Raw genomic sequence first — 18,000 nt, 5'->3', positions numbered from 1 at the left:
AACTCAGAAAAACTATGTCTTTCGAAGAACAATTACATAACCTGTTTCCGCAGGCAGGTACCATACCTGAAGAACACGCCCTGCCAGGCGAATTACACCAACGGGAATATCTCGTAGATGGAGAAATGAGATCCTGGAATGGAGACGTACACACAGTTTACTCTCCCATATGCGTACACACACCGGAAGGCCTCAAAAGGGTAGAGATCGGCTCTTACCCGCTATGTGGGGAGAATGAAGCAATGGAGGCCCTGGATGCCGCCGTATTAGCTTATAACGATGGGAGAGGAGAGTGGCCCACCATGCCGGTATCAGAAAGGATCGCCTGCATGGAAAAATTCACGGGCAAAATGATCGAAAAGAAAGCCGAGATCGTTCGCCTGATCATGTGGGAGATCGGTAAGTCCGTAGCAGATTCCGTCAAAGAATTTGATCGTACCATCGAATACATCAACGCTACCATCGACGCACTCAAAGACCTGGACCGCAACTCCTCCCGCTTCGAGATCGAACAGGGCATCATCGCCCAGATCCGCCGCAGCCCACTGGGCGTAGTGCTTTGCATGGGCCCGTTCAACTATCCGCTGAACGAAACATTCACCACCCTGATCCCCGCACTGATCATGGGAAATACAATGCTGTTCAAACCTCCGAAACATGGTACCTTACTGCACTATCCACTGCTCGAAGCCTTCAGGACCTGCTTCCCAAAAGGTGTCGTAAACACCATTTACGGCCGTGGTAACGTGATCGTCGCTCCGCTGATGGAAACCGGCAAGATCAATGTACTCACACTGATCGGCTCCAGTAAAGTGGCCAACCAGCTGAAAAAAATGCATCCCAAAGTGAACCGCCTCAGAGCTATCCTCGGACTAGATGCCAAAAACGCAGCGATCATCACCGAAAAAGCAGATCTCGACCTCGCAGTGAAAGAATGCGTACTCGGAGCCCTCTCCTTCAACGGACAACGTTGCACAGCCATCAAGATCATCCACGTACACGAAAAAGTAGCAGCCCCCTTCCTCGAAAAACTCAGCGCAGCAGTCAGCAAACTGAAATTCGGCATGCCTTGGGATAAAGACGTGTTCCTCACACCACTACCCGAACCTCAGAAACCCGCTTACCTCAAAGAGTGCCTCGAAGATGCCGTAGCCAACGGTGCAAAAGTGATCAATCCAAATGGAGGCGATAATTATGAATCATTCGTATATCCGGCAGTGGTATACCCGGTAAACGAAAAGATGAAGCTATACAGAGAAGAACAGTTCGGCCCGATAGTGCCCGTACTACCTTTCAGCGACATCAACCAACCAGTCGAATACCTGATCCATTCCGATCACGGACAACAAGTCAGCCTGTTCTCCAACGATCCCGATGAACTGGCATCCCTCGTAGACCCGCTCGTAAATCAGGTAAGTCGCGTCAATATCAACTGTCAGTGCCAACGGGGCCCGGATATCTTCCCGTTCACCGGTAGAAAAGATTCTGCGGAAGGCACATTGAGTGTACCAGATGCCTTGCGCGCATTTTCCATCCGCTCCATGGTAGCTACCAAACAAACGGATGAAAACAAACAATTAGTCAATACAATCGTTAGCACGCAGACATCCAATTTCTTGTCAACTAAGTACATATTCTAATCAAGGCGTATACAAAAGTGTTGAATAAATACAGCGCTAAAGATTTTTGGAAAAAAATCAACATTAACCCTTTTGTGTTATTAGTAAATTGAAAAAGGAACGTTAAATTTGAGTTAATTCATCACTCTTTACCTTTTTATCAACCTAAACACAAAGGACAACGAAACACTTTTACGCACAAAAAAAGCATTCTCTCTCCGGGAATGCTTTTTTATTTTATCTATAACACACCTGTTAATCAAGGAAATCTGCCTCCTGCTGACCAGCCCCACTTTTATCCCCCTCTTTGCCCGACATGTTGGCAAACCAGCTGTCTACAGTGTCCGCAATAAATGGCGGTAATTTACTCTTAACATACTCCTTGACAATTTCAATGGACTGTACGGCCTGCTCCGGCGCAAGACCGGCTTTCTCCTGTAGTTGCTGAATGAGTTCCTGCATAAGATAGTTATTTAGGTAATAAAGTTAGGAAATAAAAATCCCGGACAGCAACAAGGCCGTCCGGGATGGGAAAAAGGTATCGCTGACCTTAGGCTACTTTCAATTTTACCAGCATGGATTTGTCCAGTCTTTCCTCCGCATACGCTTTGGTCAGTGTAAAGGACTTCTCACTGGTAGAGGGCAGTTCGAACATGGCCTCACTCATCACCACTTCACAGATAGAACGAAGACCACGCGCGCCCAATTTATATTCCATGGCTTTATCCACGATGTAGTCTACCGCATCTTCTTCTATCAACAAATTGATATCTTCTACTTTAAACAGCTTCTGGTACTGCTTAACCAACGCATTTTTAGGCTCAGTCAGGATCGCCTTCAATGCATCCTTATCCAGTGAATTCAGATAAGTCACCACCGGCAGACGGCCCAGCAACTCAGGGATCAAACCAAAAGTCTTCAGATCCTGTGAATTAACATAACGCAGGATATGTTTCTTGTTCTCCTCCTCTTGCTCTTTATTCACATTGAAACCAATAGAATGCGTCTGCACCCTTCTGCTGATGATCCGGTCAATACCATCAAAAGCACCACCACAAATGAACAGGATATTTTGCGTGTTTACCTTTATCAGCTTTTGCTCCGGATGCTTACGGCCACCCTGAGGGGGAACCAGTACTTCCGTACCTTCCAGTAGCTTAAGTAAACCCTGTTGCACACCTTCACCGCTTACATCACGGGTGATAGAAGGATTGTCACTCTTACGCGCGATCTTATCGATCTCATCGATATACACAATACCACGCTCAGCAGCTTCTACATCATAATTACACACCTGTAACAGACGCGTCAGGATGCTCTCCACGTCCTCACCTACATAACCAGCCTCCGTAAATACCGTAGCATCTACAATCGCAAAAGGCACATTCAGGAGTTTGGCAATGGATTTGGCCAGAAGGGTCTTACCCGTACCCGTTTCACCTACCATGACAATGTTGGATTTTTCAATCTCCACTTCATCATCAGTGATCTCCTGGTTGAGGCGCTTATAGTGATTATATACGGCTACTGCCAGTATCTTCTTGGCATCGTCCTGGCCGATCACATACTCATCAAGGAATTTCTTGATCTCTACCGGCTTGGATACTTTGGGTACAAAGTGGGAAGAAGAAACCTTTTTATTCTGCTGGAATAGCTCCTGCTCAATGATTTCCTGAGCGTTGGCTACACAGTTCTCACATATATGTCCTTCCGCACCGGCGATCAATATCTGCACCTCGTCTTTAGACCGGTTACAAAAGGAACAGCGTATTTTGGATTCTTTCATAGCTATCAAAGTTAAGTTAAAACTGAAAAAGGGAGAAAAGGAAAAAAGGAGAACCGGGTCAGGGACCCTTTCTCCTTTTTTCAATTATTACTGTTTCTCCAGCAATATTATTGCGGATTATTCTCTGCTTTTTTGCGGGGATTTCTGTCCAGTACGTCGTCAATGATACCATACTCTTTGGCTTCGTCGGCAGTCATCCAGTAGTCACGATCGGAATCCTTCTCCACCTTCTTCACGGGCTGTCCGCAATGAGTGGCGATGATCTCATTCAGTTCCTTTTTAAGCTTTATGAACTCCCTGGCTGTGATCTCGATATCGGAAGTTTGACCTTCAGCACCACCATGAGGCTGGTGGATCATCACACGCGCATGCTTCAGAGCGGTACGTTTACCTTTTGTACCAGCTACCAGCAGTACAGCACCAAAAGAGGCAGCCATACCAGTACAGATAGTAGCCACATCAGGCGCAATGATCTGCATCGTGTCATAAATACCCAGACCCGCATATACACTACCACCAGGGCTGTTGATATACATCTGGATATCACGGTTACGGTCTGTAGACTCCAGGAACAACAGCTGTGCTGTGATCACATTCGCTACATAATCGTTCACCGGGTCGCCCAGGAATATGATACGGTCCATCATCAGGCGCGAAAAAACGTCCATCGTAGCCACATTCATCGGACGCTCCTCAATGATATAAGGCGTCAAAGCGTTGATCTGATGGCGGGCATAGCTATCTACTACCAGGCTGCTGATTCCGCGATGCTGGATCGCATATTTCCTGAATTCGTTATTATTAATGTTCATGATGGTGATGTTTATGAGGTAATTTTACAAATTCATCTGCTGTAATTTCCTCTTCCTTCACGTTCACCTTGTCCTCTGCCCACTCAAACAGTTTCTGGGTGATCATTTCACGATAAGTCTGATCCACAAATTTCTCGTCCTGCATCAGACGGTCCAGGTAGCTATCCAGCCACTCTGCACCATCCAGACCCGCTCCTCCGTAGTAACCGAGGAGTTTCTGCTTGGCGCCGGCTCTCACCTCTTCATAGGCTACTTCCAGTTTGTTATCACGGATCAGTTTGTCGCTGATTAATGTCCAGCGCAACTGATGGTCAAAGTTCGGATATTCTCTTTCAGCTTCCTCAGCGGTCTTGGGCTTCTCGCCGCCAGTCTGCAACCAGCGTTTGAGGAAGTCTACAGGTAATTCGATCGGTGTTTCGTGTACCAGCACTTCAAACAGGTCGTTGTGCATACGGTTACGGCTCTCGGAACTCCAGTATTTTTCTATTTCTTCTTTCAGTTTAGCACGGAAAGCTTCTTCAGTAGTAATCTCCTCAGTAGGATAAACCTCCTTGAAGAACTCTTCATTCAACTCCCGCTTTTCAATCAGACCCACCTTGTTAATGGTCAGCTTGAAGTGCTTGTCAGCACCTTCCTGCCCAACACCAAGATCCTTCAGGATAAACTCCAGTTGCTCATTGTTAAAGGCAGCACCCAGCGTAGTAACAATCGCATCGTCTTTCTTCTTACCCTTCAGTTGCTCCTGAACAGCAGGCGTGAAATATTTAAAAAGGAAAGTATTGTCCTTGCTGATACCGCCTTCTACCACATTACCGTCAGCATCGCTTTCAGCCAGGGTCACAGTCAGTACGCTGTCGTCAGAAGTAGGAGAGTCCTGCTCTACCTCTTTACCGCCCTTCAGCTGCAAACGGTTCACTTCCTCATTTACCGCCTCCTCAGATACACGCACCTTGTAACGGGTCAGCTCAGTTTTACCGGGCTCCAATGGAGTCACCGCAAATTCAGGCTTAAGACCTACTTCAAAGTCAAAATCATAAGAAGCCGGAGTATTAAAATCAAAGGCTTTGGCTTCCTTATCCAGGGATATCGGCTGACCGAAGATCTCAAGCTTCTCCTGTTGCAGATAACCTACCAGCTCTTTCTCCACAGATTTCAACACCTCATCAGCAAAAATTGCCTGACCGTGCATCTTTTTAACCATACCGGCAGGCACCATGCCCTTACGGAAACCCGGAATGTTGGCAGATTTGCTGAATTGCTTTACTGCTTTGTCAAAATTAGGAAGGTAATCTTCCTGGCTCACTTTCACAGTGATCTTATCATTCAATAAACCAATGTTTGCTCTGGTTACGGTTGCCATAATTATTTAAGATAAAAGAAATTTTATGAAGCAATAATAATTCCGGTAATTTTTTTCTGCCATGAAGTCATAAAAGGCACGAAGGAATGGCAGTACTGAAAACAAGTGTGGCAATGTGCTAATCTGTCAAAAAGGACGATGCGTGCGGTCTAAAGCAGTAACATGGTCGCGTTTGTCAGATTGTCACATTGCCACTTCTGATTTTGTTGTGCGGGTGATAGGACTCGAACCTACATGCCGTGAAGCACCAGATCCTAAGTCTGGCGTGTCTACCAATTTCACCACACCCGCAGGCGTAAAACAAAAAAATAAAAGCTCCCTTTTGCTTTTCAAAAGGATTGCAAAGGTATTCTTTTTTAGCAATTAAAAAAATGACAGTAACCTAATTTTCAAGGAATCCTAACGCCCCGCCCTCCCCCTTTTACAGGAGTTTTAAACCTCCCTCCTCCACTCATAAATCATCCCTGGATGGCATAAATACCCCCCTAAGCCTCTGCAGTAAACATGCCCCGCGCGGCATTCCTCCCCCAAACCTGTTGTAGATGTAGCCGCTAGTTGCTTTTTTATGCACTGATAATCAATTTGTTGATTCGATTGTAGATGCCTTGTAGATGCCATTTTCCCCGCCCGTAGATGACGGGTAGCTACCCCAAATTAGGCAGCACCCAACAGCCAGAATACTTTTGCCTCGAACAAAAAATTATCACTATGAATCAGAAAACTTTAGCCATCATCTCCTACGTTTCTATCATCGGCTGGCTCATCGCCTACTTCCAATACAAAAACAGGGAAGAGAAAAATAGCCTGGTAAGATACCACCTGGGACAATCCCTCGGCGTAGTATTGCTCTCTGTTATGCTCAACATCGGACTCTATGTTATAGTGACAGTAGCCCCCGCATTAGGTACCCTAATGGCGCTGGCCGGCGTAATCCCACTGATCCTCATGATATTGGGTATCATCACCGCCGCTGGCGAACAATGCAAACCAATACCCGTAATTGGTAAGGCCCTCGAAGGAAGATTCGTCTTCCTCAACTAGCAAAAAAGGTAAAAATCTGCTAAGAATGATCCGTATTCAACCTTACATGCTAAATTTGCAGTGTGTACATTATCATGCTGTATATACCAAAAGGTATATTCAAAGCTTATCATTTAACTATAATATGAGAACATTTATCCTGACTGTAGCATCCTGCACGTTGCTATTGTTACAAGCTCCATTACTGATAGCCCAGCAAGCCGGTATCCGTTTCGAAAAAGCAACTACCGTGGCGGCTTTAATACAGAAAGCCAAAACACTCAAAAAGCCAATATTCATAGACGCTTACGCTACCTGGTGCGGCCCCTGCAAAAGCATGGATGCCGAAGTATATCCCCAAAAACTCACAGGCGATTACTTCAATAAGAACTTCATCAACGCAAAATTTGATGTCGACGCCGGAGAAGGAGCAAAATTGGCAGAAAAATATAAGATCTCCTCCATCCCCGCCTACCTGGTCATCTCACCAGATGGCAAATTGCTGCACCGCGGCATGGGATACAAAGCAGCCGAAGAACTGGTCGCTTTCGGAAAACAGAGCTTGGACAATACAGGCAACTACGCCTATTGGGAAAATACCTATACCTCCGGTAAATACAAGCCGTCCTTCCTGCTGGCTTACGCTCATATCATGCTGAACGAATTCACAGACCTGGAAAAAGCAAAACCGGCCTTCGATAAATATATCGCCCAGCCAGATATCGCATACAACGACAGCACCTTGTTCGTACTTAACCAGCTACTGAGCACAGATATCGCTAACGAAAGCTACAAGAACCTGTATGCCGCTCATGCGAAAGACTTCACCGCAGGCGTAAAAGAAAAACGCCAGCTGTATATGGCATATGCCGGCTACTTCCTGGTAACACATACGAAGGAAATATTCGGTGACCAAAGTGATCTCAACAAATTGGAAAATGATGTAAAAGCAGTCCTGCCGGAAGCAACAACACCAATAATGAGCATGATCCGCTACTCACTCGCCAGTGATAAAGAAAATCCGGATATGCCTAAAATGCTGGAACTCGCAGACAAAGTAGCCGGACTACTCTATGATACTGATGAGGAAAAAGCAGCCTTCTACAACGACCTGAGCTGGAAAACCTTCGAATTAAATGAAGAAAAACCCGATGAAGGAATGGTAAAAGCCGCATTGAAGTTATCTTTATTATCCATCGCACTGCGCCAGGAATTTGCCAACACAGATACCGCAGCGCAACTGTACGGATTGCTGAAAGATAAAGCCAATGCCATAAAATATGGCAAACAAGCCCTCGAACTGGCCGAAAAGGAAGGAATGGCCGCAGAAGACACACAAAAGACCCGCGACCTGGTCAACCAGCTAGCGGCTAACTAATCGCACAGTTGTTTTGTTTTATAATTGTTTGTTTTAACTAACGCCGGCTTATGCCGGCGTTAGTGCTTTAAAGTGGGCAGCAAGAATAAATAAATGGTTGTACCTTTTTTGAATCATCTGTGCCATATTATAAAATCAGATCGAGCTGCACAACATATCAACCACGCCTAATTCAGTATAAGCGAAACACATGAATATTTTATTGATTGGCAGCGATGGAAATACCGCTGGTCATAGAAAGGAAAACAGACAATAGCTGTTTGCTGCTAATGAGGAACTTAGATGACTGCACCACATATCACCCGGGTAAGGCCACAATGGTAAATACCCTATCTTCGCAATGAAGGCACTTTACCGTCGATATCTATGCAGCAATATTTCGATGCACTCATCCGTCATGCGGACAATTACAATCCTCTTACGCCCGACGAACAGGCCCGCCTGCCACTTTACTTTACATACAGAAAGATAAAAAGGAAAGAACTGCTGGTCAAAGAAGGAGAGGTCGCTTGTTGTACCTACTTCGTAGTAAAAGGTTGCCTGCGGTCATATCGGATCGATCCGCATGGCGTAGAGCGTATCAATTTCTTCGCAATAGAGGATTGGTGGATATCCGATCTGCATAGCTTCCTCACCAAACAACCGGCAACCAGTTTCGTAGAAGCACTCGAAGATACACACCTGCTACAACAGACCCGCGACGAACAACTGTGCATGTTTGATGAAATACCCAAATTCGAACGCATCTTTCGCATATTGCACGAAAACTATTCCGTAGCTATGCAAAACCGGATACTGGAAACCAACTCTATATCTGCAGAACAACGCTACGAAAACTTCTCCCTGAAATATCCACAGTTCGAACAACGGATCCCACAGAAATACATCGCCTCCTACCTGGGTATCACCCCCGAATTCCTCAGTATGATACGTAGCAAAAAAGCAAAACGGAGACACCAATAAGCCCCCATTTTTCTTAATCTACTTTATTTTTTGAACCTCCTACAGATGACAACTTTGCATCACAAAAAGAAGGCAATGAAAAACGTTTTGTTTCGAACAGGAGACCATCTCTCCGGACCTATTTTAAGATTGACCATATTCATAGCAATACTCCCGCATGGATTACAACTGGCATTCGGCTGGTTGGGCGGATCAGGTTACTCCGCTACCATGGAATACCTGCATGGCAGCATGCACTTACCAGTTATCATCGCCTTCCTGACCATTGCCCTGCAGGTTATCGGACCTCTGGCATTACTGGTAGGTTTTGCCAGCCGCCTGTTCGCATTCGCGATGACCATACTCTTTATCGGAATGATCCTGACAGCACACCTGCACAATGGTTTCTTCATGAACTGGTTGGGCAACCAACCGGGCGAAGGTTTTGAATACCATCTACTGGTAATAGGGATCTTATGTGGTATCCTGGTGAGCGGCGCCGGCAAATATGCCGTAGACCGCTTACTGTCAAACGACTGATGAATTATTCCGTACGCAGGTTCTTGACAGGGTTGGCCAACGCTGCACGTACCGTCTGAAAACTCACCGTAAGCAAGGTGATCAGAATAGCGATCAATGCGGCCATCAGGAATACCCCCGGGTGTATACGGATGCGATAGTCATATTGGTCCAGCCACTGCTGAAGGAAATAAAAGGCAAGCGGAGAGGCGATCAGGCAACTGATACCCACCAGCAATAAAAAATCTTGCGTTAACAACAACCATAGCTGGGAGACAGAGGCCCCCAACACTTTCCGTAAGCCTATCTCCTTCGTACGTTGCTCCGCAGTATAGGTGGCAAGACCAAATAACCCCAGACAGGATATAAATATCGCCAATGCCGCAAACAGTCCCGAAAGACGCCCGGTGAGCACCTCCTGCTTGAACTTTTCATTGTAATCGTTGTCCGTAAAATCGTATGTATAAGGAAAGGCAGGCTCATATTTGTTGAATATCCTCGATAGCTTTTCCATCGCTACACTGGTTTGCACATTGGCAGAAAGCCGGTATAACATCACGTCATCACTCGCAGGGTGGTCCACTGCAAGGAACATAGTTGGCTCAGGAGTAGTAAAAGGAGACGACATCAGCGCATCATTCACCACCCCGGCTATATGCCTGGATTTCCCATTCCAAAGAATAGTCGTACCGATAGGATCTTTTAACCGTAATCGGGTCACCGCAGTCTGGTTCAGGATAATGTCCATAGAATCCTGCCCGGCCCGGAACGGATGCCCCTGCAACAACTGGATGCCCATCGTATGAAAGTAGTCCCTCGTTACACTGATCACCCCCATCTCTATACTTTCATTCTCTATCTTGCCGGGCCATTGTTCTATGTTAGTATGCCAATAAATACCGGTAGGATGGCTTGAGGAAGCAGATACATGCTCCACAAGGCCGCTACTCAGCAACTCTGCGCGTAAAGCATCGTAGCTACCGCTGAGCTCATTGTTCATATTGGTACTTACCAGCCGCGCTATGTTATATCCCGTCGGTCGCTGCTTCACATACTGCATCTGCTGGTATATTACAATTGTACTGATGATCAGGATGATCGAACAGGAGAATTGTACCACCACCAATGCCTTCCGGGAAAAACCGGCAGCCTTCCCGTTTTGTATCCGGCCCTTCAACGTCTTGATAGGATGAAAGGAAGAAAGATAAAAAGCTGGCCGGCTACCCGCTAGTAACGCAGTGACAATGATACCGCCGGCTATGGCTACCCAAAATAATGGCGCCCTTAAAGGAAGAGACAAAATAGCACCCGTGAGTTGATTAAAGGCAGGCAACACCAGCTGTACCACGATCAACGCAATACCAAAAGCCATAACAGTATAAAGGAAAGACTCCATAAGCAACTGAATGATCAGTTGAGCACGCAATGACCCGATAGCCTTACGGATACCTATCTCCTTGGCCCGTTTCTCCGAGCGTGCAGTGGTGAGGTTGATAAAGTTGATACAGGCAATGATCAATACCAATATACCGATGATACTGAATATCCGCACATACTCAATAAAACCACCAGCTTCCTTTCCATTCTTGTGTTGTGAATACAAGTGCCAACGGTCCATACCATGCAGTATCACCTCCGAATGCTGTGCATTGAAACTTTTCTCCGTCTTTTCGATATGCTGGATCTTAGCAGCTACTTTTTCAAGAGAAGCGCCAGGCTGTAAAGCAATGAACTGCTGAAATCCGTTGTCACCATAACTACCATTGATCGTGGCCTTTACATTGGCATTGATCTGTACAAGATACTTGAACGGTACCAGGTACTGGAATTGTAATGTCGAATTAGAAGGAATATCCTTTAAAATACCCGTCACCTTCAGATCATGCAGATTATCTACCCGCACTGTCTTCCCGATTACGTCCTCACTGTCGAACAGCGCGATAGCAGTACTGGCACTGAGCACAATAGAAAAAGGATCTTTTAGCACCGATGCAACGTCACCTTGTAAAAGCGGAAACTGGAATATCTTAAGAAAATCTTCACCTACGATCATACCGCGCTGATAGAATTTCCTGTCACCTACTTTAAGCCCGTGATGAGACGACCAGTCTGTCTCTGCCAGGTATTTGATTTCCGGTATCTCGTTACGTAATGTATTGGCCAGCTTCAATGACGTAGTATTGAAAGTCAGTATGTTGCCATTGCTGTCAAAATTCCTTTTTACCTGGTACACCTGTTGATACCCGGGTAAGAATTTATCATAAGAATACTCATGGTACACCCATAACCCTATCAGTATTGTTACTGCCACACCAATAGCTAATCCCAGGATATTGATAGCACTGTATATTTTGTTCTTCAACAGGTTGCGCCAGGCTATTTTAATATAATTGAATACCATAATGAGTGATTGATATGTTTGAAAGCCACTACAATGGCTGTGCTGCCCGATCCAAGAGAATGCCAGTTTGGTATAAATTTAAGGATCAATTGTTTATGATTATGGATAATGGGGGAAGTGTCCGGTTTTGAGACATAACGTGTTCATTTCTGAGGCATTAGGGCAAGGTACTGTCGTCTGCTCGCAGAAGGATAGGTTAGATTGTTGTAAAACCAGTTTATGAAAAACACACTCCGGAAAACCCAGCTATGGTGTCTGTCCACACTGCTCATCAGCACACTTGCATGTACTAAATCGGTTGTCACAGCACCCACTGACAACACCGCCCCCTCACCAGAAACAGAACAGGCTGCCGCTGCCAGAGTAAGCTCCCCCGTACCGGGTTATAGCGTAACCTATCGTTACGGAATCAAAAATCCCAAATATGCAGCCGGATATCATACCGGCGACGACTACGCAGCGCCCGTCGGCACGAAGGTAATAGCCGTACGCAACGGTACCATCGCCTGGTCCAATAACAATGGCGGCGCCTATGGCCGCTGGATAGGGCTACGCGCCGATAATGGCCGCGATTACATCTATTGCCACCTCTCTGTCCGCTCAGTAAGTATGGGCGCAAAAGTTACCGCAGGACAGAAATTAGGCGAAGTAGGCGCCACCGGTAATGTAACAGGCCCTCATCTGCACTTCGAAGATCGTCCCAAAGGAGGCGGTTATGGCAATGATCGCAAACCAACCTGGTAACGCCTCACCAAAGACAACAAGGCCCGGCAGTACTGACACCGCCGGGCCTCGCCCTTAGTAAATAATAAACTCAATGTCCTTCATCTCCTCTTATCGCCTGATGTTTTACATCTATACGCAGTTGATGAGTATTAAATACATGGGAATAAGGCGCCACGCTCTTCGTGAGAAACACACTGCCGCCAATAATACTGTGATGCCCGATTACCGTATTGCCTCCCAGGATGGTGGTCCTGGCATAGATGATCACATCGTCTTCCACCGTAGGATGCCGCTTTACAGCAGATAACTCCTTACTGACCTGAGCAGCTCCTAGCGTAACGCCTTGGTAGATACTCACGTTACGGCCGATCACCGCCGTCGCCCCTATGACTATACCCGTACCATGATCAATAAAGAATGGCGCCGCTATACTGGCATCAGGATGAATATCCACCCCCGTCTTACCGTGCGCATGCTCGCTGAGTATACGGGGCAATATCGGAATATGTAGCTGCGATAACCGGTGAGCAATGCGATACACCGCAATAGCATAAAAACCCGGATAAGAAACAATCACTTCCTGTATACTCGTAGCAGCAGGATCACATGCATAAGTCTTGGATGCATCCTGCCGCAGCTGTTCGTATATAGTTGCCAGTGAACTGTAGAAATCAGTCACTATCTGCTCTATATCGATATCCTTGGGGTCCAGATAACTCAATAACAGGTTGATAAGGTCTATCTGGTTCTTCTTCAGTATACCAATATACTGCGATTGTTTATTCAAATGATCATTAGGAAACAGGAACTGGTAAAGGTTGGTCAGCCACCGGATCGCATCCTGCGCAGAGGGACTGGCTTCCCACTCCGCCCGGTGATTTTTATGCAACAACGCAATGAACGCGTGTAGGGGCTCATTTTCCATCAGGAACGTTTTCGTTGAACAAGCTGATGTAATACATGTACCAACAGATCAATATCCGCACAGGTATTATAGAAAGCCAGCGAGGGCCTTACCGTACTTTCCACACCGAACCTTCGCAGGATAGGCTGCGCACAGTGATGTCCGGATCGCACGGCAATACCTTCCGCACTAAGTGCCTCACCTACCTCCTCCGTACGGAATCCCCGCAGCACAAAAGACAATACACTGGCTTTTTCGCTGGCAGTTCCGATCAGTCGCAGACCAGGTACCTCCTGCAGCAAGCGTGTCCCATACTGTAACAAAGCATGCTCATATTGATAGATATGATCTATTCCGATCTTGCCCACGTAATCAAGTGCTGCACCCAGCCCTACCGCATCGGCAATATTACCCGTGCCGGCCTCAAACCTGGCAGGAGCAACATGATACTGGGTATGCGCAAAAGTCACATCAGAGATCATATTACCACCGCCCTGCCAGGGAGCCGTCTCGTTCAATAATGCCTCCTTGCCATACAAAACCCCTATACCAGTAGGACCAAAGACCTTATGCCCGGAAAACACAAACCAGTCAGCATCCAGCTGCTGTACATCCACCTTCATATGCGATACCGACTGAGCCCCATCCACTAGCACCTTGGCGCCTGCCGCATGTGCCAATGAAACGATCTGCTGTGCCGGCGTGATCGTCCCCAGCGCATTCGATACCTGTGTGAACGAAACCAGCTTGGTCCTACTGTTCAGCAGACGGGAATAAGCCTCCAATATCACCTGCCCATCCTCATCAACCGGTATCACCTGCAATTTGAGGCCTTTCTTTTGTACCAGCTGTTGCCAGGGTACAATATTGGCATGGTGCTCCAGGTGGCTGACAATGATCTCATCACCGGGTTCCAGGAATTGCTCCCCCCAGCTTTTCGCCACCAGGTTGATAGCTTCTGTTGCCCCGCGCACAAATACAATCTCATCGGGAGAACGGGCATTGATGAAATGCTGCACTTTGTTACGTGCCCCCTCATAGGCATCCGTAGCCCTGGCTGCCAGCGTATGAGCAGCCCGGTGAATATTCGAATTCTCATACTCATAAAAGTATTTGATCCGGTCTATCACCTGCTTCGGCTTCTGCGTGGTCGCCGCATTGTCGAGCCATGTTAATGGCCGCCCATTCACACGCTGCTGTAGAATAGGAAAATCCTGCTTGATCAGCTGCACGTCAAATGGTGGCCTGGCCAATGCCTGCTGCCCCGCCAGGAAGTAATAAAAAGGTCCCGGCTGGACCGGTACCTGCTGAGAGGGAATATATTCCTGCCGTACATAGGGTAGCAAGTGATCTAATACATGATCATACTGGTAAGGAAGCGTCGGCGATACGCCACTGCCAGCTATAGAAGCGGGGATACCGTCGTTTATCCGGCCAGGTAACCCCGTCGCAAGTCCGGGCTGTGCCGGTGACTGCGAATAACCAGGACTCACCCCCTTACCCGATACATGTGGATCCGGAAAACTAGTCTGCGGATGCGCCAGGTTCACCCCATTACCTGGATGTAATAACGGGTCCTCAGGTGGCGCAACAGCAGGTAAAGGGGCCACAGGTACCGGCTCTCCAGGTAGCGAACGGAAAAATTGGTTCGCCAGCTGCTCCAGCGCCTCCAGGTTAATATTTGTACTCATGGTAATGATCTATTACAACATCATCCAATACAGCAATAGCGTCATCCACCAGCACCGCCAGCGAACAATACAGCGATACCAGGTAAGACGCAATAGCCTTGTCATTAATGCCCATAAAACGCACAGAAAGCCCTGGCGTCTGCTCCCCCGGCAAACCTGGCTGGAACAGCCCCACCACACCCTGACGACTCTCACCGGTACGTATCAGCAATATCTTGGACAAATTACCTTCAATAGGCACCTTGTCAGAAGGGATCAGAGGAATACCCCGCCAGGTAATGAACTGTGAACCAAATAGAGATACCGTAGGTGGTGGAACCCCCCGACGCGTACACTCCCGGCCAAATGCCGCAAGCGTAAGAGGATGTAATAGGAAAAAACCGGGCTCCTTCCATACTTTAGTGATCAGCTCATCCAAGTCATCCGGCGTAGGAGCTCCCGTACGGGTCCTGATACGCTGCGTCGGCGCAATACTATGCAATAACCCATACTCCCGGTTATTGATCAACTCACTCTCCTGCCGCTCCTTGATCGTCTCAATAGTAAGACGCAACTGCTCGCTGATCTGGTTGTAAGGCTTACTGTAAAGGTCCGATACCCGCGTATGTACATCCAGTACCGTATTGACCGCGCTCAATAGATACTCCCGCGGATTTTCAATGTAGTCAACATAGGTGGAGGGCAGTTCCCGCTCATCCCGCGCAGAACAATCTACCTGCACGCTGTTAGCGTCCTTTACCTTATTTACACGATAAATACCCGATTCTACCGGTATCCAGCTCAACAAATGTGTTAGCCAGCGAGGACTAATCGTAGACAATTGAGGTACCGTCCGGGTGGCAATGGCCAGCTGCCTCGCAGCTACATCACCTAAGGCTGTCTGTTTGATAGGAGTTTGTGCCATAGTGTTATGAATAAAGGTGAGATTATGACACAATATAGTCTATAAAATTGGTAGACTAATTACATGCGTGAAAAATATTTCAACACAAGGGTAGGAGTGGGGCCGTCAGCAACAATAAAAAAAGCCATCTGCAGGAGAGCCTGCGAATGGCTTGAGCATTGGTCGCATTGAGAATGTAATTAACTGGAAATAACCAGGTTAGTATGCGGAGGCAATACTAACCCGGCCGAGGGACAATAGGGCATCATACGGGTACTACATCGGCAAATTTAACCTTCTGTACCTTCGCGTCATTAATGGTTATCTTGGTTCCATCTTCAAAATAGCTGAATGTGGCAATGCCTGCCTGCCAATGGGCGTCAAGCCGCATATACAACTCCACATTCGGATGAGGTACTACGTTATTTAATGGATGAGGGATAAAAGGAAGACCTGTTAAATGTACACTTAGTGAATGCTCCTGCGGAGGCAATATAGGAAGCACAAAATAGTTACCACTTAGATTGGTTTCTAGTTGTACCGGACGATGTCTGGTTTGCGTAATAGTACCTATTCCCCCTACCTTCTGGGTAACGGTCGATACCGTCAGGTTCACATGGAACACTGGCGCACCGATCAACCCACTGCTGATACGATAACTTACCTGGAATAAGCCTACTTCATTATGTTGTGTCTCATTGGATGTCTGGCTCATCTTAATTCGATTTAGGATGATTATTGCGGTGTACTGATGCTGGTATAGATGGATGGCCATGACTCGTTGGCTGGCCGCTTAGTTACTGTAATACAAAATAACTGCATCGGCGAAAAAAGTAATACCGTAAAAAAGCCCATTCTTCAACCAGGTAGAAATACCTGGTCCGAATGTGGGAGAAAACAAAACAGCGCTGTGATAAACATCATAGCGCTGTTGGAAAGAAAGATTTGTTTTAGATATCATTTAATTATAAGACGGCTGGCTCAGGATGGCGGTAACTCTATGTACCACTCCTGGTTTTCACTGTTGAGATGATAAGAATATATCGTCACCTCATTACCTGGCGAATTAGAGGGGCTGGTCAGCGCATAGTACTGAAATCCGGGTTTAAGCACGAAACGACCATTGTATCTATCCTGGATCCACCATGCCTGAAGTAGCGGGTGAATGCTCCAGGCATTATTATCTTGAATCACAAAACTGATTGGCCCGTTCGGCCCCTTCAAACCAGTTAATACCTTACCGCTAAAGCCGTTTGTTATCACGTAGCTGCCGCCGTTGTTCCATATGGGGGCTATCGTCCATAACTGAGCGGCATCGCCGTTCCAGGTTCCCTGTATGACCGCCTCTTCATTGTAGGACTTTACTTGTAAGACAAGATTACTACTGGAATTTCTGATTCTATAATACTCTCCGGGACTCGGATCCCATCTGTTAACGGATACAGGACCATTTTTTTCTCCCGACAGGGAGGCCGGTCGCGCCAACACAGGTCGCACTTCTTTCTTACACGATAGCAATAAGGATATGCACAACAATAGTGCAAGACTAAATGCCTGATGGATGATTGTTTTCATGGTGATTGATGTTTGGGGTTTTTATAAATGGGTGATGCGCTGGAGATAGCTATTAGGAGTACATACCATGGGGTTGGGTTGGCAAAAGGGAACAATTTAAATACGATACAGCCTGTTTATGGTAAGCGCATAGACCTGTAATTAACTACTATTACATAAACTAATATAACAAAACTATAGGGGAGTTCAAGTATGAATTTTCTTGTCAGCGCACTGCCGAAATAAGACCTGTCAGAAAAGTAGGAGCAAAAAAAAGCCCGCTACCAGAGCGGGCCTTTAAAAGAAGTGGAGGATACCGGAGTCGAACCGGTGACCTCTTGCATGCCATGCAAGCGCTCTAGCCAGCTGAGCTAATCCCCCTTGTTTTTAAGAACTGGAGTGCAA

16 protein-coding genes and 2 tRNA genes are annotated in these 18,000 nt (G+C 46.8%); 6 read left to right on the top strand and 12 right to left on the bottom strand.

The window, feature by feature from the left end:
- The first annotated feature begins 14 nt into the window (after positions 1-14).
- On the top strand, positions 15-1,640 hold the full coding sequence (locus KTO58_RS20905) for an NADP-dependent glyceraldehyde-3-phosphate dehydrogenase (protein WP_095837532.1): 1,626 nt from the start codon (positions 15-17) through the stop codon (positions 1,638-1,640).
- A 234-nt stretch (positions 1,641-1,874) separates the two neighbouring features.
- On the opposite strand, the gene KTO58_RS20900 is transcribed toward KTO58_RS20905, so the two are convergent.
- The 5 genes from KTO58_RS20900 to KTO58_RS20880 all read right to left on the bottom strand — a co-directional run bounded on the left by KTO58_RS20900 (position 1,875) and on the right by KTO58_RS20880 (position 5,868).
- Positions 1,875-2,081 carry a hypothetical protein gene (locus KTO58_RS20900; protein ID WP_095837533.1) on the bottom strand — a complete coding sequence of 69 codons (207 nt, stop codon included), beginning with the start codon at positions 2,079-2,081 and terminating at the stop codon, positions 1,875-1,877.
- Positions 2,082-2,169: 88 nt separating this feature from the next.
- Positions 2,170-3,405, bottom strand: a complete 1,236-nt coding sequence (gene clpX, locus KTO58_RS20895; RefSeq protein ID WP_198315171.1) for an ATP-dependent Clp protease ATP-binding subunit ClpX — start codon at positions 3,403-3,405, stop codon at positions 2,170-2,172.
- A gap of 107 nt (positions 3,406-3,512) precedes the next feature.
- On the bottom strand, positions 3,513-4,217 hold the full coding sequence (clpP, locus tag KTO58_RS20890) for an ATP-dependent Clp endopeptidase proteolytic subunit ClpP (RefSeq protein ID WP_095837534.1): 705 nt from the start codon (positions 4,215-4,217) through the stop codon (positions 3,513-3,515).
- Complete coding sequence (gene tig, locus KTO58_RS20885; protein ID WP_095837535.1) at positions 4,207-5,577, bottom strand: trigger factor; 1,371 nt, start codon at positions 5,575-5,577, stop codon at positions 4,207-4,209. Before tig ends, clpP begins: the two co-directional genes overlap by 11 nt.
- A 209-nt stretch (positions 5,578-5,786) precedes the next feature.
- Positions 5,787-5,868, bottom strand: a tRNA-Leu gene (locus tag KTO58_RS20880).
- Between the two features lie 417 nt (positions 5,869-6,285).
- Here KTO58_RS20880 and KTO58_RS20875 point away from each other — a divergent pair.
- From KTO58_RS20875 to KTO58_RS20860, 4 genes are all read left to right on the top strand, one after another.
- Complete coding sequence (locus tag KTO58_RS20875) at positions 6,286-6,618, top strand: magnetosome magnetite crystal formation protein family (RefSeq protein WP_095841465.1); 333 nt, start codon at positions 6,286-6,288, stop codon at positions 6,616-6,618.
- A 124-nt stretch (positions 6,619-6,742) separates the two neighbouring features.
- Complete coding sequence (locus KTO58_RS20870; RefSeq protein WP_157752815.1) at positions 6,743-7,975, top strand: thioredoxin family protein; 1,233 nt, start codon at positions 6,743-6,745, stop codon at positions 7,973-7,975.
- A 366-nt stretch (positions 7,976-8,341) separates the two neighbouring features.
- The gene (locus KTO58_RS20865; RefSeq protein ID WP_095837537.1) at positions 8,342-8,938 is read left to right on the top strand and encodes a Crp/Fnr family transcriptional regulator; all 597 of its coding nucleotides are present in this window, start codon (positions 8,342-8,344) and stop codon (positions 8,936-8,938) included.
- Positions 8,939-9,013: 75 nt separating this feature from the next.
- Positions 9,014-9,457, top strand: coding sequence for a DoxX family protein (locus KTO58_RS20860; RefSeq protein ID WP_095837538.1), 444 nt, complete (start codon positions 9,014-9,016; stop codon positions 9,455-9,457).
- Positions 9,458-9,461: 4 nt separating this feature from the next.
- Here KTO58_RS20860 and KTO58_RS20855 read toward each other — a convergent pair whose 3' ends face one another.
- Positions 9,462-11,837 (bottom strand): ABC transporter permease, encoded by a 2,376-nt coding sequence (locus tag KTO58_RS20855; protein ID WP_095837539.1) that lies wholly within the window; start codon positions 11,835-11,837, stop codon positions 9,462-9,464.
- Positions 11,838-12,056: 219 nt separating this feature from the next.
- Here KTO58_RS20855 and KTO58_RS20850 point away from each other — a divergent pair, with 219 nt between their 5' ends.
- Positions 12,057-12,581, top strand: a complete 525-nt coding sequence (locus KTO58_RS20850) for a M23 family metallopeptidase (RefSeq protein WP_095837540.1) — start codon at positions 12,057-12,059, stop codon at positions 12,579-12,581.
- 70 nt (positions 12,582-12,651) lie between these two features.
- Here the strand turns inward: KTO58_RS20850 and KTO58_RS20845 are convergent, their stop codons facing one another.
- The 6 genes from KTO58_RS20845 to KTO58_RS20820 form a co-directional block, all read right to left on the bottom strand.
- A complete protein-coding gene (locus KTO58_RS20845; protein ID WP_095837541.1) occupies positions 12,652-13,488 on the bottom strand; it encodes a serine O-acetyltransferase in 837 nt (278 codons plus the stop codon).
- Positions 13,488-15,158, bottom strand: coding sequence for a family 2A encapsulin nanocompartment cargo protein cysteine desulfurase (locus KTO58_RS20840; protein WP_095837542.1), 1,671 nt, complete (start codon positions 15,156-15,158; stop codon positions 13,488-13,490). The genes KTO58_RS20845 and KTO58_RS20840 overlap by 1 nt, the downstream gene beginning before the upstream one ends.
- Complete coding sequence (locus KTO58_RS20835) at positions 15,142-16,062, bottom strand: family 2A encapsulin nanocompartment shell protein (RefSeq protein ID WP_095837543.1); 921 nt, start codon at positions 16,060-16,062, stop codon at positions 15,142-15,144. Before KTO58_RS20835 ends, KTO58_RS20840 begins: the two co-directional genes overlap by 17 nt.
- A gap of 244 nt (positions 16,063-16,306) precedes the next feature.
- Entirely contained in the window at positions 16,307-16,756 is a 450-nt protein-coding gene (locus tag KTO58_RS20830) for a DUF1842 domain-containing protein (RefSeq protein ID WP_157752816.1), read from the bottom strand.
- 266 nt (positions 16,757-17,022) lie between these two features.
- Positions 17,023-17,616 (bottom strand): RICIN domain-containing protein, encoded by a 594-nt coding sequence (locus KTO58_RS20825; RefSeq protein ID WP_095837545.1) that lies wholly within the window; start codon positions 17,614-17,616, stop codon positions 17,023-17,025.
- Positions 17,617-17,902: 286 nt separating this feature from the next.
- Positions 17,903-17,976 (bottom strand) — tRNA-Ala (locus KTO58_RS20820).
- Positions 17,977-18,000 lie beyond the last annotated feature (24 nt).

This window comes from Chitinophaga pendula, from assembly GCF_020386615.1.
Classification (GTDB): Bacteria; Bacteroidota; Bacteroidia; order Chitinophagales; family Chitinophagaceae; genus Chitinophaga; species Chitinophaga pendula.
The sequence above is the reverse complement of the archived record's forward strand: the minus strand, read 5'-3'. Positions and strand labels throughout refer to the sequence as shown.